This window comes from Klebsiella sp. RIT-PI-d (assembly GCF_001187865.1).
GTDB lineage: Bacteria > Pseudomonadota > Gammaproteobacteria > Enterobacterales > Enterobacteriaceae > Superficieibacter.
In genome coordinates this window covers 245,685-257,698 of record NZ_LGIT01000003.1, presented here as the reverse complement: position 1 = coordinate 257,698, position 12,014 = coordinate 245,685, and the positions used below count along the sequence as shown (strand labels likewise).

14 protein-coding genes are annotated in these 12,014 nt (G+C 52.6%); 4 read left to right on the top strand and 10 right to left on the bottom strand.

The window, feature by feature from the left end:
• Positions 1 to 3: 3 nt before the first annotated feature.
• Entirely contained in the window at positions 4 to 705 is a 702-nt protein-coding gene (locus AC791_RS01595) for a YggS family pyridoxal phosphate-dependent enzyme (protein WP_049838736.1), read from the bottom strand.
• A 17-nt stretch (positions 706 to 722) separates the two neighbouring features.
• On the opposite strand from AC791_RS01595, the gene AC791_RS01590 reads away from it, so the two are divergent.
• The 3 genes from AC791_RS01590 (at position 723) to AC791_RS01580 (ending at position 3,480) form a co-directional block, all read left to right on the top strand.
• Complete coding sequence (locus AC791_RS01590; protein ID WP_049838735.1) at positions 723 to 1,700, top strand: type IV pilus twitching motility protein PilT; 978 nt, start codon at positions 723 to 725, stop codon at positions 1,698 to 1,700.
• A gap of 158 nt (positions 1,701 to 1,858) precedes the next feature.
• Positions 1,859 to 2,548 carry a hypothetical protein gene (locus AC791_RS01585; RefSeq protein WP_049838734.1) on the top strand — a complete coding sequence of 230 codons (690 nt, stop codon included), beginning with the start codon at positions 1,859 to 1,861 and terminating at the stop codon, positions 2,546 to 2,548.
• Between the two features lie 251 nt (positions 2,549 to 2,799).
• A complete protein-coding gene (locus tag AC791_RS01580) occupies positions 2,800 to 3,480 on the top strand; it encodes a LuxR C-terminal-related transcriptional regulator (protein WP_049838733.1) in 681 nt (226 codons plus the stop codon).
• On the opposite strand, the gene ruvX is transcribed toward AC791_RS01580, so the two are convergent.
• The 8 genes from ruvX to hprR all read right to left on the bottom strand — a co-directional run bounded on the left by ruvX (position 3,477) and on the right by hprR (position 9,719).
• Positions 3,477 to 3,893 (bottom strand): Holliday junction resolvase RuvX, encoded by a 417-nt coding sequence (ruvX, locus tag AC791_RS01575; protein ID WP_049838732.1) that lies wholly within the window; start codon positions 3,891 to 3,893, stop codon positions 3,477 to 3,479. The genes AC791_RS01580 and ruvX overlap by 4 nt on opposite strands.
• Positions 3,893 to 4,456, bottom strand: coding sequence for a YqgE/AlgH family protein (locus AC791_RS01570; RefSeq protein WP_049838731.1), 564 nt, complete (start codon positions 4,454 to 4,456; stop codon positions 3,893 to 3,895). Before AC791_RS01570 ends, ruvX begins: the two co-directional genes overlap by 1 nt.
• A 153-nt stretch (positions 4,457 to 4,609) precedes the next feature.
• On the bottom strand, positions 4,610 to 5,557 hold the full coding sequence (gene gshB / locus AC791_RS01565) for a glutathione synthase (RefSeq protein ID WP_049838730.1): 948 nt from the start codon (positions 5,555 to 5,557) through the stop codon (positions 4,610 to 4,612).
• Positions 5,558 to 5,569: 12 nt separating this feature from the next.
• Complete coding sequence (gene rsmE, locus AC791_RS01560) at positions 5,570 to 6,301, bottom strand: 16S rRNA (uracil(1498)-N(3))-methyltransferase (RefSeq protein WP_049838729.1); 732 nt, start codon at positions 6,299 to 6,301, stop codon at positions 5,570 to 5,572.
• Positions 6,302 to 6,342: 41 nt separating this feature from the next.
• Entirely contained in the window at positions 6,343 to 7,050 is a 708-nt protein-coding gene (gene endA, locus AC791_RS01555) for a deoxyribonuclease I (RefSeq protein WP_049838728.1), read from the bottom strand.
• A 93-nt stretch (positions 7,051 to 7,143) separates the two neighbouring features.
• Complete coding sequence (locus tag AC791_RS01550; protein ID WP_049838727.1) at positions 7,144 to 7,644, bottom strand: SprT family zinc-dependent metalloprotease; 501 nt, start codon at positions 7,642 to 7,644, stop codon at positions 7,144 to 7,146.
• Positions 7,645 to 7,693: 49 nt separating this feature from the next.
• On the bottom strand, positions 7,694 to 9,058 hold the full coding sequence (locus AC791_RS01545; protein WP_049838726.1) for a heavy metal sensor histidine kinase: 1,365 nt from the start codon (positions 9,056 to 9,058) through the stop codon (positions 7,694 to 7,696).
• Positions 9,039 to 9,719: a response regulator transcription factor HprR gene (hprR, locus tag AC791_RS01540; RefSeq protein WP_049838725.1), complete on the bottom strand. Its 681-nt coding sequence runs from the start codon at positions 9,717 to 9,719 to the stop codon at positions 9,039 to 9,041. Before hprR ends, AC791_RS01545 begins: the two co-directional genes overlap by 20 nt.
• 134 nt (positions 9,720 to 9,853) lie before the next feature.
• Between hprR and hiuH the strand changes: the two genes are divergently transcribed.
• A complete protein-coding gene (hiuH, locus tag AC791_RS01535) occupies positions 9,854 to 10,264 on the top strand; it encodes a hydroxyisourate hydrolase (protein WP_049838724.1) in 411 nt (136 codons plus the stop codon).
• A 44-nt stretch (positions 10,265 to 10,308) separates the two neighbouring features.
• Here hiuH and galP read toward each other — a convergent pair whose 3' ends face one another.
• On the bottom strand, positions 10,309 to 11,703 hold the full coding sequence (gene galP / locus AC791_RS01530) for a galactose/proton symporter (RefSeq protein WP_049838723.1): 1,395 nt from the start codon (positions 11,701 to 11,703) through the stop codon (positions 10,309 to 10,311).
• Between the last annotated feature and the right edge of the window lie 311 nt (positions 11,704 to 12,014).

The following is a 12,014-nucleotide window of genomic DNA, read 5'->3' as shown; positions in this document are numbered from 1 at the left end:
TTATTATTTTGTGTAGTCGCGTGCACCGAAAATAGCGGTGCCAATACGAACCATCGTGCTACCTGCCGCAATCGCAGCATCCATATCATCTGACATGCCCAACGACAGGGTATCTATCGTGGGATAGCGTGTTTTAAGCCGCGTGAATGCTACAGCCATTTGGCCTGCTACCGCAAACTGCCTTACATATTCTGACTCAGGCGCAGGGATTGCCATTAATCCGCGGAGGGTTAATCCTTTAAGTTCCATGATGGCATCGGCCAGACTATCGACCTCTGCCAGAGAAATGCCCGACTTACTCTCTTCATCACTGATATTGACCTGAATAAGGACGTTAAGCGGCGGCAAATGCGCCGGACGCTGCTCGCTCAGGCGGGACGCTATGCGCAGGCGATCGACCGTATGGCACCAGTCGAAATGCTCAGCCACCAGGCGACTTTTATTGGACTGTAACGGACCGATAAAATGCCACTGTAACCCGTCTACGCCAGCCTCACGAAAGTGCAGCACTTTCTCCACGCCTTCCTGCACATAGTTTTCACCAAATGCGCGCTGCCCGGCCTGGATAGCTTCTGCGACGGCGCTCGCAGGTTTTGTTTTGCTCACTGCAAGCAGCGTAATGTCTTCTGAAACACGGCCGCAAAGCGATGCCGCCGCGGAGATTTTATTCCTGACCTGTGCCAGGTTATGCGCAATGTCGTTCATTTTCAGAGGATGATGGTATGGATATGGAAGAAATAGTGGCCCTTAGTGTAAAGCATAATGTCTCGGATCTACACCTGTGCAATGCCTGGGCACCCCGCTGGCGAAGGTTGGGGAAGCTGGAGCCTGCGCCCTTTGCCCCTGTAGACGTAGAAAAATTGCTGCATGATTATCTGGATGACGCTCAGCTGGCTCAGTTTCATCAGGGGCAGGTCGATTTCGCCATCACCTTATCCGGCCAACAGCGGCTACGCGCCAGCGCGTTTATTCATCGCCAGGGCGCCTCTCTTGCGCTCCGCCTGCTGCCTGATGTAACGCCGCATTTTGACGATCTGAGCGTGCCCGCCGCGCTGCCTGAGCTATTAAACGAGGATAGCGGGCTGATTCTGGTGACCGGGGCAACGGGAAGCGGAAAATCCACGACGCTTGCCGCCATGGTTAATCATCTGAATCATCATCTGGACGGGCACATTGTGACGCTGGAAGATCCCATTGAGTTTGTTCACGCGAGTCAGCGTTGTCTCATCCATCAGCGGGAGATTGGCCGCCATGCGGCATCGTTTGCCGCCGCGCTACGGGCGGCGCTGCGTGAAGATCCTGACGTCATTCTATTGGGGGAACTGCGCGACAGTGAAACTATTCGTCTGGCGCTGACCGCCGCAGAAACCGGACATCTGGTACTGGCAACGTTACACACGCGTGGGGCTGCCCAGGCCGTTGAACGGCTGGTGGATGTCTTTCCTGCTCAGGAGAAAGAGCAGGTACGTAGCCAGCTTGCCGGAAGTCTGTGCGCGGTAATAGCGCAAAAGTTACAGTGCAATCAGCAAAACAGCCGGGTGGCGCTGTTTGAACTGCTGATAAACACACCTGCGGTAGCGAATCTAATTCGTGAAGGCAAAACGCATCAGTTACCCGGCGTGATGCAGACCGGGCAGCAGGCAGGAATGCAGACTTTTACCCAAAGCTATCAACAACGCACTGCGGCAGGGCTGCTTTGATGTGATTTTGGGGAGAATGCCGTTTACCACCAGCGTATCCCTGCCGTGAGATAAAGCTAACATTCGCTGGCCAGCCAACAGTTTGCCTGGTCTTGTATCCTCCTCAACTGGCGCTAGAATCTGTAGATGGCTTAAGCCCGCAGCGGACAATAATTGCTATGTCATCTCAACCGAACCAAAGTCTGATCGACGGCATCCGCTGTCTGCAATACCTGGTCTCCAGCGACCGCGCCATTGGCTGTCGTGAACTGGCGCGTCTGATGGGCATTAATACTACCCGCGTTAATCGACTGCTCATGACAATGGCCTCTATTGGCCTGACGAGGCAGGATGAACAACGCCGCTATCTTCCTGGTCCGGGGATCCACGCTCTGGCGGCGCAGGCGATCCGCGGATCGGCCCTTTTTTCTCAGGCGCTCCCTGTGCTGGAACGCCATGCGCCACGTGATATCGTGGTTGCGATGGGCGTGCTGTGGGAGGATCAGGTTATCTACATTTACCATTCTGAACCCGGCAATCAGATGAGCCAGGCGCTGGCGGGGTTTCATATGCTGCCCGCATGGCAGTCCGTCATTGGCATGAGTTTACTGGCCGCCGAATCAGATGAGGAACTGACCGTGCGCTTTAGCGAGCGGCAGTGGCAACAACTGGCTCCGCATCTTCAGCAGCAGCGAAAGCAGGGAAGTGTCATCTGGCATCATGAGGACGGAGAAGTCTCAATGGCTCAGCCCCTGGGCGCCCACTCTGCAGCCCTGGCTTTTGCCGGAATGTGGCATCCGGAAGCGGAGACGCTTACAGCACGCCATCTTGAAATGCAGTCGCTGGCAGCGAAGTTAACCAGCTCCTGAGAATGGACTTTCCTGCGATGAAGCCAAATTTGCCGCAGAAGGTACCAGAAATGCACCTGGCCGGGCGGAATAACCAGCAGCGTCGATTAGCCCTCGTCCATCAGGCTGGCTTATTCCACTTCTGAGCCAGTGATAAGATTGTCACAGGAATTCGCTTAAATCATGAAATATTTTTCGGGATTACTTTTCAGGATCGGAAGAATGGCCGTGATATCAGCGACGCGACAATATACGTTTGAAGGAGAGTCAGAATGTTCCAACAGGATAATGGGTTAAGCATGGCGCAGCAGATGTTTATTATTACGTGTCCTTCTGTACAGTCCAGGTCATTTGCCAGCTATCTGGCCGAAGCGCTTTCTATTCCCGTCACAGTACAGAATATTGCCAAACCATTAGAGCAAAGACTGCCTGAGGGTGTTATTGTATTATTCGATATTGCTGTATCAAATAAAAAGCTAAATGGCATCTGGTGTGACATTCTGCAAGCACAGACCGCCGATTTACGTATGGTAATCTTAAATAGCGCTCATCAGCATGCCTTTATTGAGATGACTCGATTACCGGGATTTTACGGCGTATTCAGTTGTAACGACACTCAGGAGCATATTTTAAAAGGGCTTGAAGCAATTTTAAAAGGTAACTCTCCAGAGCTGCTTACCCATATTCAGTTCCGTTCAGACGTGCAAAGCCATGAGCGCATGGATAATATTCCACTTACCGAGCGGGAATATGAAATTCTTAATGAATTACGCTATGGCGCATCAAATATAGATATCGCCCGCGCGTTATTTATTAGTGAAAATACGGTACGTACGCATTTATACAATATTTTTCGCAAGTTAAATGTTAAAAACAGAACGCAGGCGGTAAGCTGGACCAATGCGTCCCTGCGTGACCAGACAATCCGGACATCGCAGGAAGCATTTAGCTAAACACGCTGCTCGAAATAGCTTTCCAGAATAATCACCGCAGAGGCAGAATCGACGCTGCCTTTATTTAATGCACGAAAGCCGCCGTGTTCAAATAATCCGGCGCGCGCCTCTACGGTGCTTAACCGCTCATCGTGCAGGGTGACCGTGACGCCAAACCTGCCGTGAATTTTATTAGCGAATTTTCGCGCCCGGGCCGTAAGTGGCTGCTCGCTACCGTCCATATTGAGCGGTAGGCCGATGATGACAGCATCCGGTTGCCACTCTTTAAGCAGACGTTCAATAACACTCCAGTCCGGGGTTCCATCCTGGGCTTTGATCGCATTGAGAGGCCGGGCGGTACCGGTGATCTGCTGACCAATGGCTACACCAATGCTTTTGGTACCGAAATCAAAAGAGAGAAAGGTTCCGCTCATCAGGCATGTCCCGCCACGCCAGGCATGGTCTGGATATCAATGCCAATCAGTTTTGCGGCTTCGCGCCAGCGATCGGCAATCGGAGCTTTAAACAGAATATTCAGATCCGCCGGTGTGGTAAGCCAGGCGTTGTCAAGTAGCTCCTGTTCAAGCTGCCCTTTCTCCCATGAGGAGTAGCCCAGCGCCACCAGTACATCGACCGGCTGATTGTGCGTGCCCAGCGTTTCCAGAACATCCCGCGATGTGGTGATCACCGTATTATCAGAAATACGGATGCTGGAGGAAAAAGAAGCCGGAGGCGTATGCAGAATGAATCCGCGATCTTCTGCCAGCGGGCCGCCGAGTAAAACCGGTTTATCCAGACGGATTGCCGGATCGCGTGGTTCAGGCGTGATTTTTAGTTTTTCCAGAATGCCCTCAACCTGCAAATTTTCCAGCGGTTTGTTAATAATAATGCCCATTGCACCATCGTCGTTATGTTCGCAGATATAGACGACAGCGCGGCGAAAGAGAGGGTCCTGGAGTGCAGGCATGGCAATCAGAAAGTGATGCTGTAAATTCATTGTCAGAGATTCTGTTTTCCTGGTTCAAAAAAGCAACAACGTCCAGTATGCGGGGAAAGTTCGACGCTGTCACTAGCCAGTAGTAGGAAGACAGGCGGGGTCCCTCCCGCCATAACCAGGCTTCAGGCGCGCATCGCGTCTGCACAGTCCGAACTACTTCGCCAGGCGTTTCTCAATAGCGTCCATGAGCATACCGGTAATTGACACCGGAAACTCTGCTTCGATTTCGCGAATACAGGTCGGGCTGGTGACATTCACTTCGGTCAGACGATCGCCGATGATATCAAGGCCAACGAAAATCAGACCTTTTGCTTTTAGCAACGGCCCCACGCGGCGCGCAATTTCCCAGTCGCTGTCAGTCAGTGGACGCGGTTCACCCCGGCCGCCAGCCGCAAGATTACCCCGAGTTTCGCCGCCTTGCGGGATACGTGCCAGGCAGTAAGGCACCGGTTCGCCATCAACCACCAGTACACGCTTGTCGCCATCGACAATGGCGGGCAAATAGTTCTGCGCCATGCAGTAACGGGTGCCGTGCTCGGTCAGCGTTTCGGCGATCACGCCAAGATTCGGATCGCCTGCTTTGACGCGAAAAATAGAAGCGCCGCCCATTCCATCCAGCGGTTTTAAAATGATATCGCTGTGCTTTTGCCAGAACGCTTTCAACTGCGCTTTACTGCGTGTGACCAGCGTATCCGGCGTCAAATCGGAGAACCAGGCGGTATAAAGCTTCTCGTTACAGTCGCGCAAGCTTTGCGGCTTGTTAACGATCAGCGTGCCCTGTTCTTCCGCACGTTCAAGGATATAAGTGGAGTAGATAAACTCGGTATCAAACGGTGGATCTTTACGCATCAGGATAACGTCGAGATCGGCAAGATGGATATCCTGCTCGGCGTTAAACGCATACCATTTGTCGTAATTCTGCTCAACACTGAGCAAACGCGTACGCGCGCGCGCTTCACCGTTGATCAGATAGAGATCGGACATCTCCATATAATGAAGCTCATAACCACGGCGCTGTGCTTCCAGCAGCATAGCGAAGCTGGAGTCTTTCTTAATATTAATGCTTGCGATGGGGTCCATCACGATGCCGAGCTTGATCATTATTGTTCTCCGTTAGCCCAGATCGCCAAACCGCACTTGTAATGCAGTAATGGCGGTGAGCGCAGTTGTCTCAGTGCGCAGAACGCGAGGTCCCAGCAGAATATCAGTAAACTGATACTGTGCGGTCATGGCAATTTCATCGGCCGATAATCCGCCTTCCGGCCCAATAAGCAGGCGTATGCGCTCAACCGGCAGCGGCAGCGTGTTGATGCTGGCGCTGGCGCGCGGATGCAGGTTCAGTTTCAGCCCCTCATCCGGTTCAGCACACCAGGTTTCGAGATCCATCGCCGGACGGATTTCGGGGACCTGATTACGCCCGCACTGTTCGCAGGCGGCGATGGCGATTTTCTGCCACTGCTGAAGCTTCTTATTCAAACGTTCAGCATCCAGTTTAACGCCGCAGCGCTCAGAAAAAAGTGGCGTAATGAGGCTTACTCCCAGTTCGATCGATTTCTGGATAGTAAATTCCATTTTTTCGCCCCGCGACATCACCTGACCTAAATGAATATGCAGCGGAGATTCGCGATCGTCGACGGCGCTGTTTCGCACGTTAACCATTACGCTTTTTTTATCTGCGCGAATAATCTCGGCGTCGAATACCTGATTAGTGCCATCAAAAAGCTGTACCGGCTGGCCGGCGGTCATGCGCAGTACGCGCCCGACGTGATTGGCGGCGTCATCATTGAGCGCCACGTCCTGGCCGACAATCAGCGGGGCAGGGTGATAAATGCGGGGTTTACGCATAAGGCTATGAGTCCATTAATGATAATACCCGCTAGTGTAGGTTAGCTCTTTTGCGCCTGGCAAGCGCGCTGCACGTAAGGATTATGATTCCCCTGAACCTTTGCAATGCGGTTATCACGTTCACACTCCCATTTTGTGACCGGATAGAGCTTATCCCAGGCGGTAAAGAGCTGGGTCTGCTGGCGGGAGAGGCTAATTTTATACTGGTCGCGCATATAAAAATTAATGCGGGCGATGGCGCCTCGCGCGCGTTCAGGCGGCTCAGCCTGCTTGTTTTTGAAATCGACTTTCATGGCGCACTGGCCGTACTGACCTTCGCCGCCTTTCCACTGGCTGTACATAAAATTATTACGATCGCCGTTGACTTCGCCCACCGCCGGTTGCAGGTTATGCATATCGCTTTCTATCTGGCGATATACCGGATCTTTGACGCAGTTTTTGCGCCCGCCGTCTTGCCAGCACTGGCGCTGATGACCGAACTGCCATGCCGGGACAACGTGCTCCCACTCAACCCGGCCGGCACGATTGGCATTTTTACGCACTTTATAGCCGCATGACGCCAAATCAATAACGCCTTTTTTCCCCTGCCAGCTAATCGCACAACCGCAATAAAAATCGCCGGGAACGTCGGCGTTTACTTTTACACTGGCTGTTTTAGCCTGGGCAAAGCTGGTAATTTCTTTGGCATACAAAGGCGTTGCCAGTATCGGAATCAAAAAGAGCAGGGAAGAATGCCAGGTACGGTACATCGTGAACTCCATGTTAGCAGGAGGTCGCAACGTAACGAAAGTAGTTGTCAGATGCAATCAATCAGAACATAAAAGTTCTTAATATTTCTTAAATCAGGTGTCGGCTTTCAGCGGTTGGCCGCAGTGAACGCAACGGTAGGTCGCTTCTTTGCGCAGTATTCGATTGTGGCGGCGTACCGTCAACTGATGCTGCTGGCAGTGGCAGCGGTAGGAAAAGGTATTGCGGCGCACTGATGCCAGTTCAAACTGATGCGTCCGGGAGGCCGGAACGTGCAGCACGCTTTCCATCATCCATTTCCACTCTTTACCGTGCGGAGCGACCCGCCCAAAGTGTTTCCATACCAGCAGATGCGCCAGTTCGTGCGGTACTACTTCATTGATAAACGCCTGCTGATTTTCCAGCAGCAGAACCGGATTGAGGCGGATTTCATAGCTATCAAGCCAGGCGGTACCGGCTGCCGTTCCGCGCTGTTGATAGATCAGTTTCGGTTCCGGATAATTTCGCCCCAGCGTCTGATTGGCGAGCGTCAGTTTATCTCGCAGGCTGCGCATAACGGCTTGCTGGATGGCGATAGGGAGGCGGGAGGTTTTCATAACTCCAGAGAATAATCGCTAAAAAAGGCGGCTGCAATAGACGCCGCAGTCAGACAGGAAAATGCAGTGAGAAGATATGGTGCCCCCGATCAAAGCGATAGCGCACCGAACCGCCATGCAGCTCCATAATGGCTTTTACCATCGACAGGCCCAGTCCGTAGCCCGATGAATGACGGGCGTTATCGCCGCGCCAGAAACGGTTAAACATCTTGTCCGGGGCATTAAATGACGCGCCGGGATTGGCAATCTCAATAATGTCCTGCCCATCGCGAGCGTGGCTGGTGATGCGCAGAGTCGCGCCATCGGGTGAATAGCGGATCGCATTGCTGAGCAGGTTTAGCAATACCCGTTGCAGTAATATCCGGTCGGCCTGGACCGTGCCGGTACAGGTGATATCGAACGTCATCTTCTTTTCATCGGCATCATACTCAAGAAAGTCAACAAGATGAGTAACGGCATCGACCTGAGAAAGGCGCTCTTTTTTAAGCAGAATATTGTGGTGTTCTGCCCGGGCGAGAAACAGAATATTTTCCGTCAGGCGCGACAGGTTTTCGAGTTCTTCGATATTGTTTGCCAGCGCCTGCTGATACTCCTCCACGCTGCGTTCTTTGTTTAACGCTACCTGGTTATGACCCAGCAGAATGGTAACCGGCGTGCGCAGCTCATGCGCCAGGTCGTCAGCAAACTGGTTGAGGCGCGTAAAGTCCTCACCCAGTTTTTGGCGCATAACATTTAATGCGCTTCCCAGCGGCTTCAGCTCAACGGGAAGCCGTGTTTCATCCAGCGGCTGGCTGAGTCCGCGGCTATCCGTATTCGCCGTGAGCTGACTCAGGGCGGCAATCGCTTTCAGCCCGCGTCTGATGAGCAGCGGACTGACGGCGGAGCAGAGAAGGATCGCGATAACAGAGATCAGAATGCTGTGGTATCGATACTGTTCAAGCATGTACTGACGTTCTGTTGCCAGTCTGGCAACAGTAATGGTGACCGGCTTACCCTGACTGTTTGCCGCAACGCGTACCGCCGAAAGTGGCGTACCGGAGACATCACTTTTCGCAATAGTGTCCAGCGTTGGCTTTTTCTGCGCGGGAAGCACATCCAGCCGCGCAGGATCAACGCGGGTATGGTTGACCGAAACAGGCTCTGCGCCGGGAGCCTGGATAAGCAGAATATCCTGACGCGTATCCATCATCCGGTTAAAGTAGAGCGGCAGATTTTGCGCCTGAGCGCCATCGAGCAGAAGCTGCTTAATTTGATCCGCCCGATTAACCAGCGTGATATCGTCCCGCCATGTGAGTTCTTTACTCAGCCCCTGATACAGCGTCCAGCTCACGCCAGTGCAGGCCAGCGTCATCACCAGGACAAATGCCAGCGTCAGGCGAAACGTTATTGATAATTCAGGCTTTATTATTTTCATCTACAGTAACCCGGTAACCCATTCCTCTGACGGTGCCGATCAGTTTATGCGCGAAGGGATCGTCAACTTTGGCGCGCAGGCGACGGATCGCCACGTCAACCGTATTGGTTTCGTTGTCAAAATTGATACCCCAGACTTCACTGGCAATCACCGCGCGGGGAATAATTTCACCGGCGCGTGAAGCCAGCAGCCACAGCAGGAGAAACTCTTTGCGGGTTAATATTATCGCCTTGCCGTCACGGTGAGCGCTTTGTCGCAGAGAGTCCATCTCCAGCCCACCCATTTTCAGGCGCGTATCGGCGGCATTGTTGTCTCTGAGCTGGGTGCGAACTCTTGCCAGCAGTTCGGCAAACGAGAACGGTTTTACCAGGTAATCATTTGCCCCGGACTCCAGCCCTTTCACCCGATCGTCAACGGCATCGCGCGCGGTAAGGCATATTACCGGCGTCTGATGCGCCGTTCGTATCGCTTTCAGTACCTGCCAGCCATCCATCAACGGCAGCATGATATCGAGGATTATCAGGGCGTAAGGTTCCTGCAGGGCAAGGCGTAATCCGCTTTTGCCCTCGCTTGCCGTGTCGACGACATAACCGGCTTCACTCAGCCCCTGGCTTACCCAATCGCGGGTTTTTTGATTGTCTTCAATGAGCAGAATTTTCATGCAGCCACTATGTCACAGGCATCAGGTCCGTGGGGGAGATATTAGCAATCATGACGAAATTGTCATCTTCGCGTCAGGTTAGCAGCGCACGAGTCATATACAGTCAATGTACTCAACCGAACCCGGAGCATCACATGAAAAAGTACCTTCTTACCGCCGCCATCGCCTGTGCGATTTCTGCCCCTGGCATGGTCATGGCTGCCGCCAACAATATTTTGAGCGTGCATATTCTCGATCAACAAACCGGTAAACCCGCCGCTAATGTCGAAGTGGTTCTGGAGCAAAAAAACAGCAATGGATGGCAGCAATTGAATAGCGGACATACCGATAAAGACGGGCGCATTAAAGCGTTATGGCCGGAGCAGGAAGCGAAGCCGGGAGACTATCGGGTGACGTTCAAAACTAAACCCTATTTTGATAGCAAAAAGCAGGAGAGCTTCTTCCCGGAAGTGCCGGTTGAGTTTCATATAACGAAAACCGATGAGCACTATCATGTACCGCTGCTGTTAAGTCAGTACGGTTACTCGACCTATCGCGGAAGTTAACGGTGGGACAGGCTTCCTCCCGTCAGAGAGGAAGCCTGTAATGATCAGTTACGTGCGCCAATATCGCGCAGTTTACGCCCTTTCATCAGATTACGTTCGATGTGCTCCAGCGAGACGTGTTTGGTTTCCGGCACCAGCCACAGCGTCAGCAGGATAAACAGTACGTTCAGACCCGCATACACCCAGAAGGTAGTGGCGTTGCCCAGCGTGTTAAGCATGGTCAGGAACGTTGCGCCGACAATCATGTTGGCGATCCAGTTGGTTGCAGTGGAGCAGGTGATACCAAAATCACGGCCTTTCAGCGGCTGGATTTCAGAGCACAGCACCCAAATCAGCGGACCGGCACTCATGGCGAAGCCGATGATAAACATCAACAGCATGGCGATAGCAAAGTACTGCGCTGATGGAGAGTGGATACCGATATGCATCATGGTGCCCAGGATACCCATCCCGACAGCCATGACCAGGAAGCCCAGGGTCAGCGTCGGCTTACGGCCCCAGCGGTCTACCAGTCCGATCGCAATGAAGGTTGCCAGCACGTTAGTCAGGCCGACAATCACCGTGCCCCACATCTGCTCGTGAGTATTAGTGTAACCGGCCAGTTCGAAGATTTTCGGCGCGTAATACATGATCACGTTCATGCCGGTGAACTGCTGCATAACCTGAAGTAACACCCCAAGGAATACCGCCCGGCGGAAGTTGCTGTTCTCTTTAAACAGCGCCCAGCCACTCTGTTTTACCTTCAGGCTCTCACGAATTTCTTCGAGTTCATTTTTCGCTTCCGCGCTGGTATCACGCAGCCGTAACAGCACGCGTTCCGCATCGTGAAAACGACGTTTAGCGGCAAACCAGCGCGGGCTGTCCGGCAGGAAGAAGACCCCAATCAGCAACAGAACAGCCGGAATGATGATCACGCCGAGCATCCAGCGCCATGCACCGCTGTAGCTAAACGCGGTGTCAGAAAGATAGGCACCTAAAATCCCGATGGTAATCATCAGCTGGTACATGGAAATCATACTGCCGCGGATTTTTTCCGGCGCAATTTCTGACAGATAAAGCGGGGCGGTATAAGACGCGACGCCGACGGCCAGGCCCAGCAGCACGCGGGAGAGGATCAGCACTTCAACGTTAGGTGCTGCGGCGGAGAATAGCGAGCCGAGTACGAACAGAATGGCGCCGATCATCAGGCTTTTCTTACGTCCAAGACGGAAAGAGAGCCAGCCGCTACCCACGGCACCGACGGCGGCACCGAACATCATCGAACTCACCACCCATTCTTGCGTATGAGCGCTGATCTGAAATTCATCGGTGATAAAAGGTAAAGCCCCGGCGATCACACCGATATCAAGGCCAAAAAGCAGTCCGGCCAGCGCGGCAAGGAAACAGACAAAAAAGGTCATCGCCTTGTTAGAACGCCCATGTTTTTTATTGTCAGGCATGGTGCCCTCCAGTTGTGTTATCAGGTTTATTGACCCGAATAATAGGTCAGTATGCCGCTAAAATATGTGAGTTGAATCACGTCAGTGTAATCGGTTACATAAGTGTCAAGAATGGTAAGTTCATAACAGCATGAAACTATAGTATTTTTGTCAGGCTTTGCGATATTTTTTAACTCCATTTCAGATTATGCTGAAATAAAATGTAACGAATGGCAAAATTCTGTGCTGCACGAATCGCATTAGTGCGGCTCTGGCGAAAGAAGAGGGTGTAATCGTTTTCACGATAAATAACGGGCACGTTTACCAGTACA

Coding starts and splice junctions, on each gene's coding strand:
- endA (WP_049838728.1), bottom strand. CDS start 7,050: ATGTACCGTACCTGGCATTCTTCCCTGCTCTTTTTGATTCCGATACTG.
- ruvX (WP_049838732.1), bottom strand. CDS start 3,893: ATGAGCGGAACCTTTCTCTCTTTTGATTTCGGTACCAAAAGCATTGGT.
- AC791_RS01585 (WP_049838734.1), top strand. CDS start 1,859: ATGTCATCTCAACCGAACCAAAGTCTGATCGACGGCATCCGCTGTCTG.
- AC791_RS01545 (WP_049838726.1), bottom strand. CDS start 9,058: ATGAAAATAATAAAGCCTGAATTATCAATAACGTTTCGCCTGACGCTG.
- AC791_RS01580 (WP_049838733.1), top strand. CDS start 2,800: ATGTTCCAACAGGATAATGGGTTAAGCATGGCGCAGCAGATGTTTATT.
- rsmE (WP_049838729.1), bottom strand. CDS start 6,301: ATGCGTAAACCCCGCATTTATCACCCTGCCCCGCTGATTGTCGGCCAG.
- galP (WP_049838723.1), bottom strand. CDS start 11,703: ATGCCTGACAATAAAAAACATGGGCGTTCTAACAAGGCGATGACCTTT.
- AC791_RS01590 (WP_049838735.1), top strand. CDS start 723: ATGGATATGGAAGAAATAGTGGCCCTTAGTGTAAAGCATAATGTCTCG.
- hiuH (WP_049838724.1), top strand. CDS start 9,854: ATGAAAAAGTACCTTCTTACCGCCGCCATCGCCTGTGCGATTTCTGCC.
- AC791_RS01570 (WP_049838731.1), bottom strand. CDS start 4,456: ATGAATTTACAGCATCACTTTCTGATTGCCATGCCTGCACTCCAGGAC.
- gshB (WP_049838730.1), bottom strand. CDS start 5,557: ATGATCAAGCTCGGCATCGTGATGGACCCCATCGCAAGCATTAATATT.
- AC791_RS01595 (WP_049838736.1), bottom strand. CDS start 705: ATGAACGACATTGCGCATAACCTGGCACAGGTCAGGAATAAAATCTCC.
- hprR (WP_049838725.1), bottom strand. CDS start 9,719: ATGAAAATTCTGCTCATTGAAGACAATCAAAAAACCCGCGATTGGGTA.
- AC791_RS01550 (WP_049838727.1), bottom strand. CDS start 7,644: ATGAAAACCTCCCGCCTCCCTATCGCCATCCAGCAAGCCGTTATGCGC.